Here is a 22,030-nt window from a genome sequence, read left to right as displayed (position 1 = left end):
GCATCTTCACGTGCCCTGCCCTGCCTCTACTGGGGCTCCTCCCCCTGCAGAATTGCCGCTCGGGCTGCCCAGGCCAGGATGCTCTGCCCACGCATGGACAGTCCGAGCCGGTTCCAGTGGAAGATCACGTGGTAGCTGAGCACCTGCCGCAGCCCGCGGTCGAGTGTTCCGTCCTGCACGCCGTAGGCGAGCGCGTGGCCGGTGCTGCGGAAGGCGTCGGCCCACTCGGCGATGGGCTCCAGCGGACCTCCGGGACGCAGCAGTGCGTCGATGTCGGCGAGAAGCAGGGGGCGGATCTCCTGGGCTCGGGCGTTGAGCCGTTCCGGCGGCACGTCGCTGACGGCCGAGCGGTGCTCCGTCGTGATGACGCGGTCCCAGACGTCCCCCTGCTCGTACCACTCCAACCGTGCGGCGCGCATCATGATGGTGCACAGCAGGACGGACAACTCCCTGGGCCCGATGGTGAGATCGTCGCGCAGGCGCAGCTGCTGGATCTCTCGGCTGTCGGTGACGAACAGGGCGTGTGCGGCCGTCATGCTGGTCTTTCCGCCGAACGCTGTCGTCTCCGGCTCGTAGATGCCGGGCCACCAGCGCTGAAGGTGTCCGTCGGAGACGAGGCGGTCGAAGCCGTCCCGGACCGTCAGCTTGGCACCGCTCACGGGCTGGACCCGGAGACGCAGCCGCCAGCAGGGGTGCTTTCTGGTGTACCACCAGCCGTCGATCGCGTCGGCGGCGTCCGCCTCGCGCAGGATGGGCAGGACATGCGCGGCGAAGGTGCTGTCGGCGTTGGACCGGCCCGTGAAGTGGAGGTACGCCTGCCACCAGTCGGTGGTGGCCTCGTGGTGGACCAGGGCTTCCCGGCCGGCCTGGTCGTAGACCGCGACTGCGTCGGAGAGGACCACGGGGTCCATCCGGTACTGCCGCGCCGCGTCGGCGAGCGGCAGGCCGGCCAGGACGGCGAGGACGGCGTGCTGCGTCGGACTCGGCTTGGGTTGCTGAGTCAGTTGATCAAGAGACATGCGTCCCATCCAGTGCTCGGTGCCTGCTGCGAGGCGAATGTGGTGAGGGCGAGTGCGGTGCCGGCCGCGCCGTTGATCAGGCCGGGAGCCGATGAGGAGCAGGGCTGGCCGGATGTGATGAGGGCATCACCAAGGCGTTCCGCGAGGGTGTGCAGCCCCGGATCGAGCGCGTCTACGGCTGCGCGGTGAGCGGTCTGGTAGATGCCTGCCCATCCGTGGCAGAGGCCGCTGTCTGTGACCAGGGCGAGTTGCGCGGGATCGGACAAGGCCCGGTACAGGGCGTCCTCGTAGAAGTTCTGGAGTGTGGGTGAGCGCAGGGCGATCCCCGCGAGTTGCCCTGCCCGTGCGATGCCCGTTGTGCCGTAGCACCAGCTCGGACGGGCGGGGGCGTCGTGATGAGGTTGGCCGCGGTCGTGGTCGCGCCGGGAGATGTGCTCCGGCCACCACGGGCCGGAATCGCCGTGCTGGCACCAGGCGTCGAGGTGGGCGCAGATGGTGAACATGGCGTCCTGGTGACCACGGACGGTGATGCCGCGCCGCAGGGCCTGGGCCAGGAGGAGGAGCGGGCCGGTGATGCCGTGGGCTGCCCCGAAGTTGCTGTGCCCGCCCGGGAAGTGAGGCGACTCGCCGCGCGCCGGGTCATGGCGGACCCACCAGCCGGGCAGCCCGCGCCCGTCAACGGTGAGCGGCCGGGTCAGGGCGACGAGGTACTGCAAGATTCTCTCCAGGGCTGGGCCCTCGGGCTCGGCGCGCAGGAGGTAGGCGCCGATCCCCGTGAGGCCGTAGAAGAGGTCGTACTCCGCGAAGGTCGGCAGTTCTCCCCTGCCGATGCGGGCGAGCGCGGCGTCCACGCGGCGGTGGGCGAGGTCGGTGATGTGCTGGTGCAGGGTCGTGCGCGCCGAGGCGTACAGATGCTGGTAGGCCGGAGGAACGGTGGCGAGGACGAAGCCGACGGCCGGGGCGCCGAGGAACAGCCCCGTCTGGTCGGCCGCGCTGATGGGTCCTGAGGCCGCACTCGTGATCCATCGGTGGGCGGAACGCCAGGAGCCGTCGTACCGGCTGGCCATCTCGATGTGCAGCAGACTGATTCCGGCAGCGCCGTCGGCGAGCGACTGCACCGCCCAGGGCTCCTCCGGGGGCGGGGGAGCCGGTTCAGCCAGATCGGCGGTGTACTGCTTCAAGATCGTCTCGGCGGTGGTTTTCAGTGTGGTCATCGGGCCGTCATCCGGTGCTGGAGGGCCGCTGTACGCACGAGTCGGATCGTGGTCTCCTCGGTGCGCGGATCGACGCCGAGAGCTCGGACGTGGTGTTGGTGCAGCAGCGACCGGGCGACGTCGAGCGGATCACGCTCACCGACCAAGGCCGTCCGGTAGGCGTCCACGGAGGCGGCGCGGGCCCGCCACGCTTCGGTGACCTGCGGGCCCCTGGGGAGGGTCGCGAGCGCAGAGGCACCGTTCGGCCTGGTGAGTTCGAGCACTTGGCTGCGTAGGGTTCGGTCCAACCGTCCTGTGCCTTGGGGGAGGTTGCCCACCAGCCACTCTTCGGCCGCCACAGTGTCCGGTGCCAGGCGCGTGACGAGGTGCAGGGCGCTGGCGGATGCGAGGGCTTGCGGTGCGAAGGCATCGGTGTGCTCGGCGAGCTGGATCTGTGCAAGGGCGGCGGCAGAGTCCGCGGCGAACACCTGGTGCGCGGCGTCCATGGCCGGCCCGTGGCCGAAGCGTCCGGTCTGCGGCTGGTATGGGGCCAGGGCGAGTCCGGACGCGAGCCCCATCGTGTGCAGGCTGTCGGCCCACGCGCGGACGTGCCGTGCGCCGACTTCGTACGAGTCCGGCGACAGGAGCAGGGTGAAGTCGAGGTGCTGGTCGGCGTCCGGCCGGGCCATCTCCCGGTGGCGGGTGAACCACCAAGTCGGCGGCTCCTCCCCGAATGCGGCGAGCAGGTGGGGGAGGTGGTGGCTCAGGATCTCGTCGTAGCGGCGCGGATGGGCGTGGAGCTGTGCGTGAAGAGCGTCGCCGCCGCCCGGCAGATGCCGCTCGGCGCCCGGCGACGTAGTGGGGTGCGGCCGGGGCACGTACGGGGTGTCCGGCTCGGAACGGCCCAGCGAGAGCCAGATCTCGTGTGCCCGTCCGATCCAGCCGTGGGCGTCTGCGTCCGGTACCTCGCGCAGCTCCACGCGCCGGGCGTTGTCGAGGTGGGCGCGCAGGACCCGGAGGTGGACCGGGTGGGACAGGTCGAGCGGGAGGCGCTGGTCGTACTCGATGACGGCGACCTGCATCGGGACCCGCTGCCGGTCCCGCCAGGCGGCGAAGGCGTCCGCCCACTCCTGCCTCGGGGCTTTGCGGCCGGGCAGGTCTGCCGCCATCAGCAGCCATCGGGCCTGCGTGAGGATGGTACGGCGGTAGCGGACCCGGGGGAGGTACGGGAGCCGAGAACCGGCGCCGAAGTCGAACGGCTTGTAGGCGGCGTACCGTCCGTTGGCCACCTCGGCCAGGAACCGGGCCAGTGGTGGGGTCTGGGTTCCGCCTTCCAGGGCGTGCAGGACCCGCACGTCGATGTGCCGGCCGGTGGAGAGCTGGACGAGATGGAAGCTGCGCGGGTCGGCGGTGACGGCGATGTCGGCGAGCCGGATCGTCGTCTCGTCGCGCTCCTGGTGGCCGGACAGCTCGATGACGTGCGGCAGCAGTCGCGATGTGCGGGTGACGTTCTCGTTGCGGTGCCGACGCGGCGGGAACACGAGCTGCGCGGTGAGGCGGTCCGGTGCTTCGCGATAGCTGGTGGCGAGGGCGTCTTGGTGCTCGGGCGGCAGGACGTGGGCGAACCGACCGGCCATGCTGCTGCCGGGGCGGGGCGCCGCCGTGAGCAGGAGTTCGAACGTGCCGCTGGACAGCGCCCGGGTGCTGGGGGCGTGGATCTCGAAGGCGGCCTCCACTCGGGGCACGAACAGCCGCTCGTCCGTTCCGGCGGCCTTCTCCAGGGCATGGACCATGTCGTCCGTCAGCCGCAGTTCGTCGCGGCCGTCGAGGAGGACTTGCTGCATCAGCGCGAGCAGCAGTTCGTCGCGGTCGGTGCGCACCTTCAGGGAGGCTCCGCGTTCGGAGCCGATGTATCCGGCGGGCAGCCCGAGGCCGCTGTCGGCAACCAGGTTCATCACCGGCACCAGGGCGCCGACGCCGTACTGGGCCCGGAACCGGCGGTGGTAGTCGCGCCAGTGCTGATAGCCGTAGGGCTGGGGGGTGGTCCGGTAGAGGGCCGACACGGCTGCCTGCGCTTCCGCGATCACGGCCTGCGGGAGCTGGGTCTCGCAGTCGAGGGCGGTATCAATGAGCAACGGTGTGGGCGTGACGGCGGTGAGGGCGCGCATTCGTGTGGCGAGGGCGCTCACGCTGATGTCGGAGAGCGTCGGCTGGTGGGCGGATACCTCGTCGCGTAGTGCGTACAGCTCGTGGACCAGGTCCCGCACGTCAGGGATGCTGTCCGCGTCGTGCTGTTCCAGTTCGTGGCACAGGTGCTGGAGGGGGTCCACGGTGGTCATGGGTGCCCACAGGCTGGTGATGAGGAACCGCTGCTCGACCAGGACGGTGAGAAGCGCGTCGATCTGCTCCGGTGTGGCCTGCGGGAAGCTGTCGCGCAGGTGGCCGTACAAGGCGCCGTAGGGGATGGGCGAGCGGGCGGCGTCCATGACGGCGGCCACCGGCCGGGCATTGCGGACGGATATCTCGACCGGGGCCAGCAGGACGGCGTGGCCGTCGGAGGGCGGGCCCGGCGCCACGAGCCGATCGCCCCGCGTGTGGGCGGCGTTGTTGGCGACGAGCGGGAGCCGCTTCAGTAACGCGAGGGTGCGTTGAAGCCGACGGACCATGTCGGTGACCCATTCGGAATCCGGCCGGATGAGCACGCGGTGTTTGTCGCCCCACCGCGCGCTTGCCCTGGGGCCGACCGTCACCGGAGCGGTTCCGGCGAACAGGCCCAGCGGGGTCGGCCGGTGCTGCCACCGCAGGAGGTAGGAGACCGTCGATACCGCGGTGCGGCGGACATGACGGGGATCGGTCTGTCGGCCTTGGACGACTGCCCCGATGGCGTCGGACAGGACGGGGGTGGCCAGCTCCAGCGCGTCGCGGAAGCCATCGCATTCCCAGACGCGGTTCAGCCACCCGCGAGTGGCGGCCACGTTGTCCAGGTCGAGAGTACGGGGGAGGTCTGCCGGTCCGGTGCTGGTGGTGGCGCGCAGCATGGCGGCACCCTGCCATCGGTGGTCGGCGACTGCTCGGGAAACCATGGGCCCTCCGTCTGACGGGGCGGGTGAGGGGCCGGTGGGCCGGGCGGAGCACTTCGCTCGGCCCACCGGGAGGGAACGGCCTGGATCAGGCCGGGTCCTCCGTGAAGGAGCCGCAGGCGGAGGCGCCGGTCGCGCAGGTGGTGCCGCAGCCGTCGCCCGTGGAGCACATGAGCTTGCCGTACGCGTGCTCGGCGATGACGACCTTCACGTCCAGGGGTGCGAAGTCGTCGTCCAGGCCCGCCAGCGGGGCGGGAGGGGCCAGAGTGGCGCTCGTCATGTTCGTGCCTTTCCTCTTGGTGTCCGGATGGGGTGGAACAACCTGGCTTCCCGCGTTACGCCGAGGGCCAGGAGAGCGAGACCCGGCTGTGCACCTTGTCGATGACCCGGTCGGCCGGGATCTGGTCATCAGAGGTGTTGGCCGGATAGACCCGGATGACCGGGCTGGGGCCGCCGCGCCGACTGGCCTCCCAGTCACGGAGCACGTCGGCGACCTGGTCGGCGAACTGCTTCGCGTTCGGGCCGAGGGTGTGCACGCCGTACTCGATGTGCTTGTTGTCCTCGGTGCGGCGGGTGACGAGGTAGGCGAAGGTGTCGTCCTCGACGGCGGCGAGGGCGAACCGCTTGTTCACGGGGGTGACCAGGCCCGTGTCCAGGTTCTCGTCGACGGCCATCGTGCAGAAGCCGGGCAGGCTGATGGCCATGGCCATCTGGAGGGTGTCGATGAGTTCCGAGAGGCCGATGACGACGCCTGTCCACAGCTCGTGGCGCGGGAACGTGACCGCGTTGTCCAGTCGGTGTGGGTCGGCCGGTAGCCCGTCGTCGAACTTCAGCCCGATCTCCGGTGTGCCGTTGACGAGAAGAAGTTCTTCCCGGTGGGCTGTCGAGCCCTGCATCGGGACGAAGCCGCAGATGAGCGCCGACACGCTCTCCAGGTACGGGCCGTGTTCGCCCGTGATCTGCGTGAAGGCGACCGACCGGGTCAGGCCACGCATCCGCAGCGGCACCACAAGTCGACCGCCCTGCTTGAGCTGCGCGGTCCACGCCGGGGCGATGTCCCAGGCTCCAGCGGTCACCATGACGACGTCGACCTCGCCGAGCTCCGGAATGGGCTCGGCGGCGTCGGCGGTGACGACACGCACCCGGTCGTAGCCGTGCTCGTTCAGGAGCCGGTGCGCCCGTTCGGTGACGACAGGGTCGATGTCCACGGTGACGACCTCGCCGTCCTCACCCACGAGCTCGGCGAGGTAGGCGGCGTTCAGCCCGCCCGAACCGATCTCCAACACGCGCATACCGGGCTTCACCTGGGCCTGTTCCAGCATCATCGCCTGGATCTGCGGGGCGGAGACGGAGCTGAGCTGCACACCGTGTTCGTCCGTCTTGGTGATCACCGCCGCGTACGTGTCGTACGCCTTGTCCAGCGGGGTGTCGGGAATGAACGCGTGCCGGGGCACCTTGCGCATCACGGCTTCGATCTCCGGGGAGGAGATACTGCCGCCCGCGCGCAGTTCGTCCACCACCTTGTTCCGGAGACGGGTTGCTTCGTCGGGCTCGACGGTCGTGTTCGTCATGGACTTCCTTCGGTCGTACGTGTTGGGGGATGCAGGCCGGCATCGTGTGCCGGATGGGCCGGGCAAACCGGGGGCGAACGTGCTCCGTTCTCGTCGGCGCATCGACGGGGCCATGCGCTGGACGGCAAGTTGGGGGAGGCTCACGCCCGCGGAGGGCTGCCCGGCGGGCCGGTTCGTGTCGACCAGCCCGCTGGGTGGTTCGCGGGTGGGTTGGGGCGTGCGTCACTCGATCCCCTTGATGCAGCGGGCCTCGATCAGCTTCGATCAGGTCAACGGTCACGAAGGCGAGACGGCGGGCGAGTCCGACGGCCTGCCGATAGCCAGCCGGAGTGGGCTCCTCCAGCAGAGGAACTCCTCGCTCGACCAGGCGGGTCATCTCGGCACTGGGCGGGAAGCTGTCGTCAGCCACCGTGATGTCGCTGAGCCGCTTCAGGTGTCTGCGGAGGCGGCCGAGCAGGGCGACAGCCGTTGCGACAGGTGGCGGCTGACTGCCGATCGCCGCGTCGAGGTCGTCGAAGACCTCCTCGATGTCGAGGGGTTCCCACGCCCGGAACCGCTCCAGCACGAGCCGTAAACCGTCCGCGTCGAGCGGTGGCGTCCACTTCCGGGCTGGAGGTTTCGGAGCCACTGCGGTGCTCACCGCTCTCTCCCCACCGAGGTCTCGATCACAGCCCAGGTGACCTTGCCCCACGGGTGCGTTTCGTAGCCCCACCAGGAACTCATCGCCGCGACCAGACTCAGACCCCGGCCGCTCTCAGCTGTCAGGTCGGCCGTCCTCAGGTGGGGAACGTCGTGCGAGCGGTCGGAGACTCCGATGCGGACGGCACCGTTGCTCGGACGCTCGATGTGGATGCGCGACACCGGGGTCTCGGTGTGCTCGACGGCGTTGGCCAGCAGTTCGGTGACGATGGTCTTTCCCCAGCCGGTCACGTCGTCGTCCATGCCCCAGACCGCCAGCACCCGGGAGACGAAAGCGCGGGCGAGGCTCACGGACTGACGTACGCAGGGCACTTCTGCGGCGTAACCCGGGGAGTCGATCGCATTCGGTTGAGCGACGGTCATGGTCACGAGGTCTTTCCCTCCGGCTGGGGTTCCCGGTCCGGACAAGCAAGGCAGGACCGGGCTTTCCTCCGTGCCGCCGCACCGAACTCGGCTTGGCGACCGATGACCAGTCAACGAGCGACGAGCGCAGCGCAACAGGAAGAGTCCCGGATTCGTGCACGTCCACCAACCGGAAGACTTTGCGTTTCCCTTACCCGAGCTCTAGGTACCAGCGTGACGGTGGAGCTACGTTCGGCGCATGGGAGGAAATCTCGTTCTTCAGGCCCGACTTGATCAACTCGGTCTGACACAGGAGGAGTTGGCGGAGCGCCTGAACGCCGCGCTGCACGGGATCACCGGTCGGCCCGGCGATTTTTCCTCCCGGACGGTGCGCAACCTGCTCAACGGATCAAGCCGACGCCCAATCGGACGCACTTGCGCCGCACTTGAGCGTGTGTTCGGCTGCCCCGTGGCGGACTTAGGGTTCAGCGCACCCAGCTCCATGCAACATCCCCCGGAGGGCTCCGTGCGGCGTCGCGACTTCATCGCTTCCACCACCGGGACGGCAGCCGCAGTCGTTCCCGTGGTCAAGCAACGTCGGTCGGTGGGCATGACGGACGTGGCCCGAGCATCGGCCGGCATGAACCGGCTCGTGGAGGCCGACGACCGCCAAGGCGGGCACGCCTCCCTGGCTACCGCAGCCCTCGAAGCTCGCGCCAAGGTGCTGGAGCTTCAGCAGCGGAACGCCGGCGAACGTGTACGCCGTGCCTTGTACGCGCTCGCGGCCGAGTTCACCACCGTCGCCGCCTGGTCGTGCATCGACCTACGTGACCTGGACAAGGCCCGGACGTACCTGCACGAGTCGTCCACGTTCGCCGGCCTCTCCCAGGACCCGCCCACGGCCATGCGCGTGTGGGTCAACATGGCCATGCTCGCCTACCAGCGGAAGAACTGGCCGGAACAGCTCGCGGCAGCTCAGGCGGCCAACGCCTCCCCAGCCGCCCGCAGAGACCCGTTCTTCGGCTCCATGGGCCGCGTCCGTCTCGCGCTCGCCCACTCGTCGCTGGGAGACCTGCGGGGCGCTCGCCGGTCCCTGGGCGCAGCGCAGGAGAACTACCGGAAGGCGGCCGAGGACGAGCGTCCTCGATGGACCGCGTTCTACGGGCCGGCGGAACTCAACCACCTCGCGGCGATCATCCTCAACCACAACGGGGAGCCCGCCGAAGCCGAGGCGATGGCTCACCGGTCCCTGGCCAGGATCCCGGCGGAGTTCCAGCGCAACCGCGCGCTGGCCACCTGCCAGCTCGCCCTGGCGCAACTCCGCCAAGGCGAGCCCGAGCAGGCCACGGCGACTGCGGGCACCGTCTTCACGATCATGGAGGGCGCTCCACTGCCGGGACGCATGCGCACCCTGATCGGAGACTTCCACCGAGACCTGTTCCGGCTGGCGCCGTCCACGACGTACGCCCGCGACTGGGCAGACCGCATGCGAGATGAATGGAGCCGAACGTGACCAGGGTGATCGACCTGCGGCACTACGCACAGGGAAGCCTCCCCGAGGGCTTCAAGCAGATGCTGATCGATGTGCATGCCGACGCCTACGCCGACGCGATGGACAACGAGTTCAACCAGCGGTTCCCGTGGTTCGTCGATCACTGGTCAGGAATGGACGGCTTCACCTGCGTCGTCGCCTTCGACGGTGACGAGCCGACCGGCTTCGCGTACGGCGCCCCGCTCCAGCCGGGCCGCGAGTGGTGGCGTTCCACGGCGTTCGCGCCGAACAACGGCTACACCGCGACCTACGCCGTCTCCGAGGTCATGGTGCGCCCGCAATGGCGGAGGCAGGGGATCTCGGAGCGGCTCCACGAAGCCCTGCTGAAGGAACGCGGCGAAGATCTTGCGGTGCTCCTGGTCGACGTGACGCACCCAAAGGTTCAGGGCCTGTACGAGACGTGGGGCTATGAGAAGGCGGGCGAGCAGCAGCCCTTCGCCGACTCCCCGGTGTACGCGGTCATGGTGAAGAGGCTGCATCCCTGAGCAGCGCCATCTCCGAGTCACCTCGCTGCTACGCCGTGTACCGGTCGACTGGTGGTCGCTGATCGCCAAGGCGACGTACTCAGGACCTCGATAGCGCTTTCGGCCAAGACGCTGGGGTAGCGCCCTCGGAGGTGTCCGGCGCGGCCCAGGCTTTGACTCCGGCCCCCGTTCATCCCCGCGCGACGATCTCCCGGGCCAGCGCGGCCAGCTCCGGCAGGGCGGGGTGGCCCGGGCCGTCGCGGCGGGCGAGGAGGACCGGGACGCCCGGGGCGTCGTCGAGCGGGAGGTAGGCGACCCCGGGGTGCGGGTGCATGGCGGCGGTGGAGGCGCCCGAGACACCGCTGCCGCGCCCGGCGGCGATGGCGGTCAGCCAGTCGTCGGTGTTGGCGACGGTGAGGGTGGCGGTGGGCCGGGCGTGCGGCGGCCAGAGCTCGGGGGTCGTGCTGCCGGAGACGGGGTTCAGGACGACGGGGCCGCCCGCGAGGTCGGCGAGGCGGAGGGACGTACGGGAGGCCAGCGGGCCGTCCGCCGTCACCGCCGCCACCCGCGCCTCGGTGAACAGCACCTCGGTGACGAGCCCCGGCGCCCGCACCGGTCCGCGCAGTACCGCCGCGTCGACCTCGCCCCGGGTGAGCCCGGCGGTGCGGTCGTCGATCCGGAGCAGCTCCAGCGGGGTCTGCGGGTGGCGTTCCTGCCAGGTCCGCAGGAGCGGTGTGGTGTACGGGCCGAAGGCCGACCAGGCGTGCCCGAGCCGCAGGGGCCAGTGGCGCAGCCGCCCGGGGGCGAGGGCCTCGTCGAAGGCGGCGACCGCGGTGGCGGCCTTGTCGCGGAAGGCGACGCCCTCGGGGGTCAGGGCGAGGTGGTGGGTGGAGCGGTCGACGAGCCGGACGCCCAGGTGCCGTTCCAGGGCGGCGAGGGTGCGGGAGACGGCGGGCTGGGTGAGGCCGAGGTGCGCGGCGGCCCGGGTGACGTTGCCCTCCTCGGCGACGGCGAGGAAGGCCCGCAGATGGCGGAGCTCGACGGCACGGCCGGGATGCCTGGGGCCTGCGGGTACTCCGGCGTTTCCTGTGTCTCCCCGGCTGTTCATGCGTCCGGAGCATAACGGGAGTCCAGAAGTCATTTCACGGGACGCGCTCGGATGCCTAACGTGGAGCCTGCGCCGCCGTGGTCGCGGCACATCGTTTCGTACCTTCTCCGTACTCCATCCGTACTCCCTCCGTATCCTCCTCGCACCCCCTCGTACCTCCGGAAGGCCGCCCGTGAACGTCAAGCGCACTGCCGCAGAGTCGGCGGCCGCAGCTGTCGCCGTACCCGAGGCGGTGCCCGCCCTGGTCGCTGCCGACCACGGCGGCGCCCGCGGGCCCGGTTCCGGGGCGAAGGGCAGCGGCGGTGGCAGCGGGCGCGGTACGCAGCTGGTGCCGGTCGTGCTGGTGGTCGCGGGCGGCCTCTCCGTCCAGTTCGGCTCGGCCATCGCGGCGCTGCTGATGCCGAGGGCGGGGGCGCTCGGCGTCGTCATGCTCCGGCTGGCGGCGGCCGCGCTGATCCTGCTGGTGGTCTGCCGGCCGAAGCTGCGCGGCCACTCGCGCGCCGACTGGGGCACGGTGGTGGCCTTCGGCGTGGCCATGGGCGGTATGAACACGCTCTTCTACCAGGCGCTGGACCGCATCCCCCTCGGTATCGCCGTCACCCTGGAGGTGCTCGGCCCGCTGGCCCTCTCCGTCTTCGTCTCCCGCCGCCTGATCAACGTCGTGTGGGCCGGGCTCGCCCTGGTCGGCGTGGTGCTGCTGGGCGGCGGGGGCGCCGACCGCCTGGACCCGGTGGGTGTGGCGTACGCGCTGGGGGCGGGGGCGATGTGGGCGGCGTACATCGTGTTCAGCGCCCGCACCGGCCGCCGCTTCCCGCAGGCGGACGGGCTGGCCCTGGCGATGGTGGTCGCCGCGGTCCTCTCACTGCCGCTGGGCCTCTGGGAGTCCGGCGCCAAGCTCACCGTGCCCTCCACCCTGGCGCTCGGCGCGGCGGTGGCGGTCCTGAGCTCGGTGCTCCCGTACACCCTGGAGCTCATGGCCCTGCGCCGGCTGCCCGCCTCCACCTTCGCGGTCATGATGAGCCTGGAACCGGCGATCGCGGCCACCGCGGGCTTCCTGATCCTGAACCAGGCCCTGTCCACGACGGACGCCCTGGCCATCGCGCTGGTCATCGGGGCGAGCATGGGCGCGGTGCGCAGCCAGCCGGGGGCGCGGCGGCGGGAGTGAGCCGCGAGGCCCTCGCCTTCACCTTCTCGGGCGTCCCGCGACGGTGTCACCCGCCCCGGTATATCCGCAGGTCAGACGGGTTGCTGTCCCGCGATTGCCCGGGTCGGCGGGTTCCGTGGACGGGGCCCGGCGGACGGGGGGAGTCTCGGTGACGTACCGACCGGCGGCACGGTCCACGGACCCCGCCGCCGCGTCGGGCGAACCGCGAACGTCCTATGCAAGGAGACTGTGATGGCATCACGCCAGGGCCTGACTCTGATCACCGCGGCCGCCGTTCTCGGCGGCGGCCTCGCCCTCGCGCCGGCCGCCACCGCCGCCCCCGCCGCCGGTCCGGCGACGGTCGCCGCGGCGAAGGCGAAGCCGAAGAACACCCAGTGTGTGCTGAAGACGGCCAAGTGGACCACCTGCAAGAAGGCCGGCAGCATCACGGTGAAGAAGGGGAAGACCCTCGAAGTCGAGCTGGTGTCCTCCGGCAACAAGCCGATCGACCTCCGCATCGCCAACCAGAACTCGAAGGCGCTGGCCAAGAAGAGCAACGTCCGGCCCGGCTCCGGATACACGCTCTTCTGGAACAACAGCGGTAAGGCCAAGAAGGTCAAGATCCAGGCCGACCGGGATCAGCCGATGAAGATCAACGCCAACATCCGCTACCGGATCAAGTAACCGGCCGCACGCCCGTCGGCGAACCGCTGCGAAGCGGCTCGCCGACGGGCGTCTCCGTTGTCCGGCCCCGAGCCTCGGTCGGATGCCGGATGCCGGATGCCGGATGCGGGGTGGTGCCAGGTGCCAGGTGCCAGGTGTCAGGTGGCGGATGTCGGGTTACGAGGGCACAGGTGACGCCCCTGGAAGGGGTTTGTCGCTGCCGTGCCGCGTGCAGCCCTTTTCCCCCGTCGACAATTCCCAGCAGGTTTTCACCTGACGGGGGGAGGGCGCCGACAGCATGAAGGTGAAGGCGGCGAGGTTGGCATCGTCGGGGACCACCTCGTCGAAGGTGCGGCCGTCCTTCCGGACGACCTCGACCCGGTCCCCGGGAACGGCGGACTTGACGCGTGCCCAGGCGGTTCTGCACGTACTGCTGTAGCGGACTTCGACGAACCTCCCCTGGACCCGGCTCACCGCCGCGGTCCAGGCGTCGCCGCCGCACCCCATCTCCACCGCGTCCTTGCCGTCGCACGCCGTGCCGAAGCACTGCGCCTCCACGCCCGTGACCGGTGGCTCCTGGGCGCTCGGGGTGCCGGAAGGGGAGCCTCGGCCCGGGTCGTCGGCCGGGGAGGCGCGGAGCACGGCGACCGTACAGACGACGGCGAGGGCCACGGCCGCTGCGGCCGAGACCGCCAGGACTCTCCGGCGGGGCCGCCGGGGACGGTCCCGTACACCGTCGGAAGCATCTGAGCCGGGGTCATCGGCTGCGGCAGGGGCACCGGTTCCGCTCGGCTCACCGGCCCCGGCAGTGGCCGCGACTGTGACCCCGGCTGCGGCCCCAGCCGGGGTCTCCTCCGGAGGCTCGGGGCGGGACGTCTCCCGTACGGCGGCGGTACGGGCCCGGCCGCTCCAGGCGCACTCCGCCACCTCCCACAGGGCCAGCAGCCGTTCCCCGTCCTCCCCGCCACCGCCTCCGCCACCGCTCCGGACGGCCAGGGCCTCGACCGCCGCGCGCGGGGGAAACTGCGTACCGTTGAGGAACCGTTCCCAGGACGACCTGCTGTACGGAGTCGCCTCGGCCAGGGCGGACAGGCTCAGGCCCGAGGCGTCCTTCGCCCGGCGCAACTCCCTGACGAGACGACCGACATCGGAATGCAGCCGCTCGGTTCGGGGATTTCCATCAGCCATAGGTGCAGACCATTCTTCGGCTGCCGACCGCCTTTATCGCAAGGCCATCCGGAGCCAGTTGAAATACGGACTTTTCTTCCCGTTCTATTCTTCCTCCTCCCGTGGCTGATCACTCGTAAACTGACGGGAATAAGGCAGGCAGTGTGAGGAAGGCCGCATGCACCGGTCATGGTCAATGGCGTTTATTCTGACGGCCGTTCTCGCGGTGAATGGCTGCGCGGGAGGGGACGGCTCCACTTCCCCGGCGCCCGGTTCACCGGCCGATCGCCCGTCCCCTCCGTCCCCTCCGTCCCCTCCGTCCCCTCCGTCCTCTCCCTCCCCTCCGTCCTCTCCGACCCGTCCGGCGCAGGAGAGGCCGTACGTGCACGGCACCGGACCGCTCGCCCAGCACTGGGACGACGAAGGCCTCCTCGGGGAGGACCTTCCGCTCCACAGCGACCTGGTCGCCCTGTGGCAGGCCGTGCTGTGGGCCGACGGCTATGTCAACCGGTCGCGGATCGACTGCCGTTACGACGAGCCCACGGTCCGGGCCACCCGGGCCTGGCAGAACAACCACGGGCTCCCGGCCGACGGCATCATCGGCCCGAAGACGTTCGGAAAGGCGGGGGCACGGCTCACCGAGCGCGACGGCGCCGTGTACTACGAGGGGAGGAAACACTCCGTACCCTTCCGTCGGGCCGACGACGGGAGGTATCTGGTGAAGGACGCGGGCCGGTACAAGCCGCTGCACCGCTACCGGCCGACCCTGGACGTGTGCGCGAAGACGCCCGGCTGATCCGCTGATCCGGCTGATCCGCTGACCCGGGTGACACGGGTGTTCAGTCCGTCCAGGAGCGGTTGTCCGAGGCGACGCACGCATGCTCGTCCCGCACCTGGACACAGACCTGGGCGCCGGTCCCCGCTCCATCCGGCACCGGGAGCATACGGGTGCGGCCGACGCCCGGCCGCTCGTCCAGGTGCGCGGGCAGCGGTGTGCTGACGGAGAGCCGATCCGATCCCCGTACGGGAGACACCTCACCCCAGACGGTCCCGCAGTGCGGACTGTGTTTCAGCTCCAGGCGCTGCGCGTCCCGGTCGAGCCGCCCCAGGACCCGCCCGTCCCGCGCGCACCCCGTCCGGACCGCGTCCTGCCCCTCGCAGTCGGGCCCCTGGCACTGCGCCGCCCGGCCCGGGGCCCCGGCGGCGGGGGCGGGATCGGCGGGCCAGGGCCAGGAGGGGCCGTCGGGCGTCCTGCCGGAGGACTTCGGCAGGGCCAGCAGGAGGAGCACGGCGATCCCGGCCACGAGGGAACGCACCCGCAGCGCCTGCTGTGACCGCTGGGCCTGTTGTGTCGGGGGCTCTGCTTCCCGAGGTTCTTCCCGCTGTTCCGACGACCGGTCGGGCTGGTCGGGCTGGTCGGTTAGAGCGGCCCGGGGGCAGGAATTGTCCGCAATCGGTTCACTCTTCCGGGCAGCCTTCCCAGCCGGTTCGGCCTCCGCAGCCGCTTCCCACAACACCCGCAGCCGGGCCAGATCCTGCCGCCCCGCACCGCCGAGTTTCCCGAGGGCTTCCACCGCCGCCCAGGGCGGCAGCGACGCCGCGTTTAGGTACCGCTGCCAGGAGGAGGCGCTGTACGAGGTCTTCCCCGCCAGCGAGTTCAGGCTCAGCCCGGTACGGTCCTTCAGCAGCCGGAGCCGCTCCGTCAGCCGTCGCCGCTCGGGCTCCATCTCCGCCGCCAGCGGCAACCACCGTGCCATGCGTCCCGGCCCCTTTCTTCCGACGTTTCCGATGCGAGCATGCACGCTCCAGCACCGGAAGGGCCTCCCCGGCCGTCACGCACCGGGCGGTACGGGCTGATACCGGCCGATAGCACCCCTTCGGCGGCCCCGGTCACCAGGTGCAGGCGGCCCGCAGATCGGTGATGGAGTCGGCCAGTTCGGCCGGGTGCGCGGGCCACCCCGTCCGGTGCCAGTGCTCGATCCGCCACGAGAGCCGGCGCGGCCAGAGCGGGGTGGCGGGGAGGTCCGCCACGGGGAGCCAGACGGGGACGCCGCCGTAGGTGTCCAGGGTCTCGGCGGACCCGAGCGTGCCCTCGGCCGCCATGAGGAAGTAGTGCTCGTGCCGGCCCCCCTTCCAGACCCGCGCCACCTCGCGCCCGACGCTCCCGTGGAGACCGGTCTCCTCCCGGAGCTCGCGTACGGCGGCCTCCTCGGGCGTCTCGCCCGGCTCCACCCCGCCGCCGGGGATCTCGTAGTACGGGCCGTCCTCGTCCGGCTCCTGGAAGCGGATGAGCAGCATGTGCCCGTCCTGGATCAGGAGCGCCCCGGCCCGGACCCGTACGGGAGGAACGGCGGCCGGATCGTCCACCTCGACCGCCCCCGCAGGCCCGCCACCGCCCTCCGCCCAGGCCCGCAGGACGGCCTCCGCCGTACCGGTGGGCCATATCCGCGCGTGCAGGGCCTCGTCCAGGGTGAGCGCGCGCAGCGGGCCCCGGGCCTCCGTCGCCGTACCGGGGAAGGCGTAGCGGACGGATCCGGCCTCGTGGCGCTCCTCCAGGACGAGCCGGTCACGGTCGAAGTGCGGGGTCACCAGGTGCGGTTCGGCAGTCATCGGCGGAGATTAGCAGCGGAGCGGACGGGAGCGCCCCCGGATCGCGCCCCGGCCGCGTTCCTGGACGTACCCCGGGCGTGTCCCCGGATCGCGCCCCGGCCGTGCTCCCGGCCGCATCCCCGTACGGGGTCAGCCGGCGAGCGTGTAGCCCAGCGGGCCGCCCACGATCTGGCTTTCGCAGTTCGGGTCGTTGGACTCGAACAGCTGGCGGTTGTCGCGGGTCAGGCAGCGGTAGAGCGGCAAGCTCGCCACCCCGTCCGGCGGCCCCACGGGGAGCCAGCCGAGCCGGGTCACGTACTCCTGGCCCTCGCAGTTGCGCTCGTAGGACAGGAAGTGGTCGCCCCGCACGACGCACAGGTACAGCGCGTGGGTGCCGGGAGCGGCGGAGGTGTACAACTGGCCCAGGCCGCCTTCGCGGTTGTAGCCGTCCGGCACGTGCCAGACGCTGCTCAGGTGGTCCCGGCTGCTGAGATACCGGTACAGCATGCGCGTCGGAGTGGCCGCCACCGGTTCGCCGACGCACTTCAGATGCCGTGTCGAGAACCAGTAGCCGCCGGTGATGGGGTTGTCGAAGGCAAAGGTGATCCGGCACTGGGAGCTGTGGAATCCGCTCTGGGCGGCCAGAACGAACGCCGAGTCGTACGCGGCCCGTTGGGCGATGTTCAGCGGGCCGCCGCCGGTGCCGACGAACTGGAGCTGCACCGGCCCCACGTCGGAGGCGGCCGCAGGGGCGGGGGCGGCCTGCGCGGGGGCGACTCCGGCCACCACCGTGGCGCAGGCGGTGACCAGGGCGAGCAGAACAGCGCGAAGGCGCGAAGGACGTCGCATCTGAGGACTCCTGTTGGTCATGCGGGTGATGAAGGGGAACGCGCGATGAAGGAATCGCGCATGTACGGACCGCGCTGCGGCCCGCACTCCGTACGCCCGTCATTCGACACGTTCCGGGCAGAGAACGAACAGAAGGTGTTCGGTCAATCACTGAACGGTGGGATGCGGTGCTGGCGCGAACGTGCCCGGCGGCGCCCGGACAGAAAATCATGCAAGCGTGCTTGATTGTTTCCTGGTCCGCTGCCATGCTCCTGGGCACCACACCCGGTCCCGAGGGGAGCGCACGTGTCCGATGTCGCAGCGGTGGTCGACGATCTGCGCGAGGAGAGCGACGAACTCGATCTGCTGGTACGGGCGTTGGGGGCCGAGCGGTGGCGGGAGCAGACCCCCGCCGAAGGGTGGACCGTCGCCCATCAGATCGCCCACCTCGCCTGGACCGACGGGGTCGCGCTGCGGGCGGCCACCGAGCCGGAACGGTTCGGCGAGGAGGTGGCCAAGGCGCTCGCTGCCCCCGAGTCCTTCGTCGACGAGGCCGCCGAAGCCCTGGTCGCCGCCCATGCCCCGGACGCCCTGCTCGCGCGGTGGCGGGAGGGGCGGCAGCGGCTCGGCCAGGTGTTGCGGGACGCCCCGGCGGGGGCCCGGATCCCCTGGTACGGGCCGCCGATGAGCGTCGCGTCCATGGCGACCGCCCGGCTCATGGAGACCTGGGCCCACGGCCAGGACATCGCCGACGCCCTCGGTGTCACCCGCACCCCCACCGCCCGGCTGCGGCACGTGGCGCGGATCGGGGTGCGGGCCCGGAACTACGCCTACGCCGTACGGGGGATCGAGGTGCCCGAGGAGGAGTTCCGCGTCGAACTCCACGCCCCGGACGGCGAATTGATCGCTTACGGCCCCGAAGGCGCCGCCCAGCGCGTCACCGGGCCGCTGCTCGACTTCTGCCTCCTGGTCACCCAGCGCGCCCACCGCGCCGACCTCGCCGTCACCGCCGAGGGGCGCGAGGCGGACCAGTGGCTCTCCATCGCCCAGGCCTTCGCCGGACCTCCCGGACCGGGCCGCCCGCCCCGCGCGGAGCGAGCCGTACACGCCGAGCAACCCGTACGGGGTGACCGGTGACCGCCCCCGACCCCTCTCCCGCCCGGGCCTCCAGCCCCACCGCCCCCGCCCCCGGCCCCGGCCCCAACCCCGCTTCCGACACCGCCCCCGCCCCCGCCCCCGGCCTCCGCATCGGCAACGCCTCCGGCTTCTACGGCGACCGCTTCGACGCCGTACGCGAGATGCTCATCGGCGGCCCCCTCGACGTCCTCACCGGCGACTACCTCGCCGAGCTGACCATGCTCATCCTCGGCCGCAGCCGCCTCAAGGACCCGGAGAAGGGGTACGCCACCACCTTCCTCCGCCAACTCGAAGAAGGGCTCGGGCTCGCCCATGAGCGTGGCGTGAAGATCGTCGCCAACGCGGGGGGTCTCAACCCGGCCGGACTGGCCGATGCCGTACGGAAGTTGGCCGCCAAGGTCGGCGTGCCGGTCACCGTCGCCCATGTCGAGGGCGACAGCCTGCCCGTGCCGGACGGGTTCCTCACCGCCAACGCCTACCTCGGCGGCGCCGGGATCGCCGCCTGCCTGCGGGCCGGGGCCGACATCGTCGTCACCGGCCGGGTCACCGACGCGGCCCTCGTCACCGGCCCGGCCGCCGCCCACTTCGGCTGGGGCCCGGACGACCTGGACGCCCTCGCGGGGGCCGTGGTCGCCGGGCACGTACTGGAGTGCGGGACACAGGCGACCGGCGGGAACTACGCCTTCTTCGGGGACCACGACGTCCGCCGCCCCGGCTTCCCCCTCGCCGAGATCCACGCCGACGGGTCCTCCGTGATCACCAAGCACGACGGTACGGGAGGCGTCGTCGACCTCGGTACGGTCACCGCCCAACTCCTCTACGAGACCGGGGGAGCCCGGTACGCCGGACCCGACGTCACCGCCCGCCTGGACACCGTACGGCTCACCCCCGACGGCCCGGACCGCGTCCGCATCGACGGGGTGCGCGGCGAGGCCCCGCCCCCCACCCTCAAGGCCGGGCTCACCCGGCTCGGCGGCTGGCGCAACGAGGTCGTCTTCGTCCTCACGGGCCTGGACATCGAGGCCAAGGCCCGTCTGGTACAAGGCCAGTTCGCCGACGCCCTGGAGCGGGGCGGCCCGCGGCGGCCCGCCGAGGTGCGCTGGGAGCTGGTCCGTACCGACCGCCCCGACGCCGACACCGAGGAGCGGGCCAGTGCCCTCCTCCGGCTCGTCGTGCGCGATCAGGACGCGGAGGCGGTGGGGCGGGCCGTCTCCGCCGCCGCCGTCGAACTCGCCCTCGGCAGCTACCCGGGCTTCCACGTCACCGCCCCGCCCGGAAAGGGCGCTCCCTACGGGGTGTTCGAGGCCGGCCACGTACCGGCGGGGGAGGTCGAGCACGCGGCTGTGCTGCCGGGCGGAAGCCGCATCGTCATTGAACCTCCATCCAGTACGCAGGAGTTGGCCGAGGTCGACGTGCCGGCGCTCCCCGCCCCGTACCCTTCCGGTCCCACCCGCCGTGCCCCCCTCGGACTCATCGCGGGCGCCCGCAGCGGTGACAAGGGCGGCGACGCCAACGTGGGTGTCTGGGTGCGTGACGACGACGCCTGGCGGTGGCTGGCCCATGAACTGACCGTCGAGCGGTTCCGCGAACTCCTGCCGGAGACCGGCGACTTGACCGTCGTACGCCATGTCCTGCCCAACCTCCGCGCCCTGAACTTCACCGTGCACGGCCTCCTGGGGGAGGGGGTCGCGTCCCAGTCCCGGTTCGATCCGCAGGCCAAGGCGGTGGGGGAGTGGCTGCGGTCGCGGTGGCTGCCCATCCCCGTGGCCCTGCTGGAACGCCACCAAGGCCCGTCCCCGGAGGTATCCGCATGACCGTCCTGCCCACCGGGCTCGACACCAACAGCCCGGATTACGCGGCGAATCGGGCCACCATGCTGGAGCGGCTCGCCGAGCTGGAGGCCGAGCACGCCAAGGCGCTCGCGGGCGGCGGCGAGAAGTACCTGGCCCGGCACCGCAAGCGCGGCAAACTCCCCGCCCGGGAGCGGATCGAGCTCCTGGTCGACCCCGACACCCCGTTCCTGGAGCTGTCGCCGCTGGCCGCCTGGGGCAGCGCCTCCCCCGAGTACGCCGTCGGGGCCTCGCTCATCACCGGGATCGGGGTGGTGGCGGGCGTCGAGTGCCTGATCACCGCCAACGACCCGACCGTACGCGGCGGGGCGTCGAACCCGTGGACGCTGAAGAAGGCCCTGCGCGCCAACGAGATCGCCTTCGCCAACCGGCTCCCCGCCATCAGCCTGGTGGAGTCGGGCGGCGCCGATCTGCCGTCCCAGAAGGAGATCTTCATCCCGGGCGGGGCGCTGTTCCGGGACATCACCCGGCTGTCGGCGGCCGGAATCCCCACCGTGGCCGTGGTGTTCGGGAACTCCACCGCCGGAGGCGCGTACGTCCCCGGGATGTCCGACCACGCCGTGATGATCCGGGAGCGGTCCAAGGTCTTCCTCGGCGGACCGCCGCTGGTGAAGATGGCGACCGGCGAGGAGAACGACGACGAGTCGCTGGGCGGGGCCGAGATGCACGCCCGTACGTCGGGGCTCGCCGACCACTTCGCCGTGGACGAACAGGACGCGATCCGGCAGGCCCGGCGGATCGTGGCCCGCTTCAACTGGCGTAAGGCACACGCCGATCCGGGACCAGCCGAGCCGCCTAAGTACGACGAGGACGAGCTGCTGGGGATCGTGCCGGGCGATCTCAAGGTGCCGTTCGATCCGCGCGAGGTGATTGCCCGGCTGGTCGACGGCTCGGACTTCGACGCGTTCAAGCCGCTGTACGGGACGAGCCTGGTGACGGGGTGGGCGCGGCTGCACGGGTACCCCGTCGGGATCCTTGCCAACGCGCAGGGGGTGCTGTTCAGCGAGGAGTCGCAGAAGGCCGCCCAGTTCATCCAACTCGCCAACCAGCGGGACATTCCGCTCCTCTTCCTGCACAACACCACCGGCTACATGGTCGGCAAGGAGTACGAGCAGGGCGGCATCATCAAGCACGGCGCGATGATGATCAACGCGGTGGCCAACTCCCGGGTCCCGCACCTGTCGGTCCTGATGGGCGCCTCGTACGGGGCCGGGCACTACGGGATGTGCGGCCGCGCCTACGATCCGCGCTTCCTCTTCGCCTGGCCCAGCAGCAAGTCCGCCGTGATGGGGCCGCAGCAGTTGGCGGGCGTCCTCTCCATCGTGGCCCGCGCGTCGGCCGCCGCGAAGGGGCAGCCGTACGACGACGAGGCCGACGCCGGGCTGCGCGCCATGGTGGAGCAGCAGATCGAGGCGGAGTCGCTGCCGATGTTCCTGTCCGGGCGGCTGTACGACGACGGGGTCATCGATCCGCGCGACACCCGGACCGTCCTCGGGATGTGCCTGTCCGCGATCCACACCGCACCGGTCGAGGGCGCCCGCGGCGGCTTCGGCGTCTTCCGGATGTGACCCGCGCATGACGAACCCTCCGGATGTGAGGCTCGGATGACCACCGCTATCGATGG

At 71.2% G+C, this 22,030-nt stretch carries 19 protein-coding genes and 1 pseudogene; 8 read left to right on the top strand and 12 right to left on the bottom strand.

What is annotated here, in order from left to right; genetic code table 11:
- Positions 1 to 26 precede the first annotated feature (26 nt).
- The 7 genes and pseudogenes from ACFW9Z_RS08875 to ACFW9Z_RS08845 all read right to left on the bottom strand — a co-directional run bounded on the left by ACFW9Z_RS08875 (position 27) and on the right by ACFW9Z_RS08845 (position 7,925).
- Positions 27 to 1,019, bottom strand: coding sequence for a thiopeptide-type bacteriocin biosynthesis protein (locus ACFW9Z_RS08875; RefSeq protein WP_384636505.1), 993 nt, complete (start codon positions 1,017 to 1,019; stop codon positions 27 to 29).
- On the bottom strand, positions 1,001 to 2,233 hold the full coding sequence (locus ACFW9Z_RS08870; RefSeq protein ID WP_384636502.1) for a lanthionine synthetase C family protein: 1,233 nt from the start codon (positions 2,231 to 2,233) through the stop codon (positions 1,001 to 1,003). Before ACFW9Z_RS08870 ends, ACFW9Z_RS08875 begins: the two co-directional genes overlap by 19 nt.
- A complete protein-coding gene (locus tag ACFW9Z_RS08865; protein WP_384636499.1) occupies positions 2,230 to 5,295 on the bottom strand; it encodes a lantibiotic dehydratase in 3,066 nt (1,021 codons plus the stop codon). Before ACFW9Z_RS08865 ends, ACFW9Z_RS08870 begins: the two co-directional genes overlap by 4 nt.
- 85 nt (positions 5,296 to 5,380) lie before the next feature.
- On the bottom strand, positions 5,381 to 5,572 hold the full coding sequence (locus tag ACFW9Z_RS08860; RefSeq protein ID WP_012380187.1) for an FxLD family lanthipeptide: 192 nt from the start codon (positions 5,570 to 5,572) through the stop codon (positions 5,381 to 5,383).
- A gap of 55 nt (positions 5,573 to 5,627) precedes the next feature.
- Positions 5,628 to 6,863, bottom strand: coding sequence for a methyltransferase, FxLD system (fxlM, locus tag ACFW9Z_RS08855; RefSeq protein WP_384636495.1), 1,236 nt, complete (start codon positions 6,861 to 6,863; stop codon positions 5,628 to 5,630).
- A 319-nt stretch (positions 6,864 to 7,182) separates the two neighbouring features.
- Positions 7,183 to 7,428: pseudogene (locus ACFW9Z_RS08850) on the bottom strand (hypothetical protein); the annotation flags it as partial.
- A 71-nt stretch (positions 7,429 to 7,499) separates the two neighbouring features.
- Entirely contained in the window at positions 7,500 to 7,925 is a 426-nt protein-coding gene (locus ACFW9Z_RS08845) for an ATP-binding protein (protein ID WP_384636492.1), read from the bottom strand.
- A gap of 619 nt (positions 7,926 to 8,544) precedes the next feature.
- Here ACFW9Z_RS08845 and ACFW9Z_RS08840 point away from each other — a divergent pair.
- Positions 8,545 to 9,417 carry an XRE family transcriptional regulator gene (locus tag ACFW9Z_RS08840; RefSeq protein WP_384636489.1) on the top strand — a complete coding sequence of 291 codons (873 nt, stop codon included), beginning with the start codon at positions 8,545 to 8,547 and terminating at the stop codon, positions 9,415 to 9,417.
- Positions 9,414 to 9,941 carry a GNAT family N-acetyltransferase gene (locus ACFW9Z_RS08835; RefSeq protein ID WP_384636486.1) on the top strand — a complete coding sequence of 176 codons (528 nt, stop codon included), beginning with the start codon at positions 9,414 to 9,416 and terminating at the stop codon, positions 9,939 to 9,941. The genes ACFW9Z_RS08840 and ACFW9Z_RS08835 overlap by 4 nt, the downstream gene beginning before the upstream one ends.
- A gap of 169 nt (positions 9,942 to 10,110) precedes the next feature.
- Here the strand turns inward: ACFW9Z_RS08835 and ACFW9Z_RS08830 are convergent, their stop codons facing one another.
- Complete coding sequence (locus tag ACFW9Z_RS08830) at positions 10,111 to 11,028, bottom strand: LysR family transcriptional regulator (protein ID WP_384636483.1); 918 nt, start codon at positions 11,026 to 11,028, stop codon at positions 10,111 to 10,113.
- Positions 11,029 to 11,200: 172 nt separating this feature from the next.
- On the opposite strand from ACFW9Z_RS08830, the gene ACFW9Z_RS08825 reads away from it, so the two are divergent.
- Together ACFW9Z_RS08825 and ACFW9Z_RS08820 are read left to right on the top strand one after the other, a co-directional pair.
- Positions 11,201 to 12,193: a DMT family transporter gene (locus ACFW9Z_RS08825; RefSeq protein WP_384636480.1), complete on the top strand. Its 993-nt coding sequence runs from the start codon at positions 11,201 to 11,203 to the stop codon at positions 12,191 to 12,193.
- 231 nt (positions 12,194 to 12,424) lie between these two features.
- Positions 12,425 to 12,856, top strand: coding sequence for a hypothetical protein (locus ACFW9Z_RS08820; RefSeq protein ID WP_384636476.1), 432 nt, complete (start codon positions 12,425 to 12,427; stop codon positions 12,854 to 12,856).
- Positions 12,857 to 13,012: 156 nt separating this feature from the next.
- On the opposite strand, the gene ACFW9Z_RS08815 is transcribed toward ACFW9Z_RS08820, so the two are convergent.
- Entirely contained in the window at positions 13,013 to 14,023 is a 1,011-nt protein-coding gene (locus tag ACFW9Z_RS08815; RefSeq protein WP_384636473.1) for a DUF2690 domain-containing protein, read from the bottom strand.
- A gap of 361 nt (positions 14,024 to 14,384) precedes the next feature.
- Between ACFW9Z_RS08815 and ACFW9Z_RS08810 the strand changes: the two genes are divergently transcribed.
- Positions 14,385 to 14,798 (top strand): peptidoglycan-binding protein, encoded by a 414-nt coding sequence (locus ACFW9Z_RS08810; protein ID WP_384636470.1) that lies wholly within the window; start codon positions 14,385 to 14,387, stop codon positions 14,796 to 14,798.
- 43 nt (positions 14,799 to 14,841) lie between these two features.
- Here ACFW9Z_RS08810 and ACFW9Z_RS08805 read toward each other — a convergent pair whose 3' ends face one another.
- The 3 genes from ACFW9Z_RS08805 to ACFW9Z_RS08795 form a co-directional block, all read right to left on the bottom strand.
- Positions 14,842 to 15,759, bottom strand: coding sequence for a helix-turn-helix domain-containing protein (locus ACFW9Z_RS08805; protein ID WP_384636467.1), 918 nt, complete (start codon positions 15,757 to 15,759; stop codon positions 14,842 to 14,844).
- Positions 15,760 to 15,892: 133 nt separating this feature from the next.
- On the bottom strand, positions 15,893 to 16,612 hold the full coding sequence (locus tag ACFW9Z_RS08800) for an NUDIX domain-containing protein (protein WP_384636464.1): 720 nt from the start codon (positions 16,610 to 16,612) through the stop codon (positions 15,893 to 15,895).
- A 129-nt stretch (positions 16,613 to 16,741) separates the two neighbouring features.
- Positions 16,742 to 17,440 (bottom strand): hypothetical protein, encoded by a 699-nt coding sequence (locus tag ACFW9Z_RS08795; RefSeq protein ID WP_384636461.1) that lies wholly within the window; start codon positions 17,438 to 17,440, stop codon positions 16,742 to 16,744.
- Between the two features lie 285 nt (positions 17,441 to 17,725).
- Here ACFW9Z_RS08795 and ACFW9Z_RS08790 point away from each other — a divergent pair, with 285 nt between their 5' ends.
- The 3 genes from ACFW9Z_RS08790 (at position 17,726) to ACFW9Z_RS08780 (ending at position 21,974) form a co-directional block, all read left to right on the top strand.
- A complete protein-coding gene (locus ACFW9Z_RS08790; protein ID WP_384636458.1) occupies positions 17,726 to 18,556 on the top strand; it encodes a TIGR03084 family metal-binding protein in 831 nt (276 codons plus the stop codon).
- A gap of 110 nt (positions 18,557 to 18,666) precedes the next feature.
- Complete coding sequence (locus tag ACFW9Z_RS08785; RefSeq protein WP_384636822.1) at positions 18,667 to 20,370, top strand: acyclic terpene utilization AtuA family protein; 1,704 nt, start codon at positions 18,667 to 18,669, stop codon at positions 20,368 to 20,370.
- Complete coding sequence (locus ACFW9Z_RS08780) at positions 20,367 to 21,974, top strand: acyl-CoA carboxylase subunit beta (protein ID WP_384636455.1); 1,608 nt, start codon at positions 20,367 to 20,369, stop codon at positions 21,972 to 21,974. Before ACFW9Z_RS08785 ends, ACFW9Z_RS08780 begins: the two co-directional genes overlap by 4 nt.
- The last annotated feature ends 56 nt before the right edge of the window (positions 21,975 to 22,030 follow it).

This window comes from Streptomyces sp. NPDC059452 (assembly GCF_042750035.1).
Classification (GTDB): Bacteria; Actinomycetota; Actinomycetes; order Streptomycetales; family Streptomycetaceae; genus Streptomyces.
Note: the sequence above shows the minus strand (reverse complement) of the source record. Positions and strands in the feature narration are given on the sequence as shown.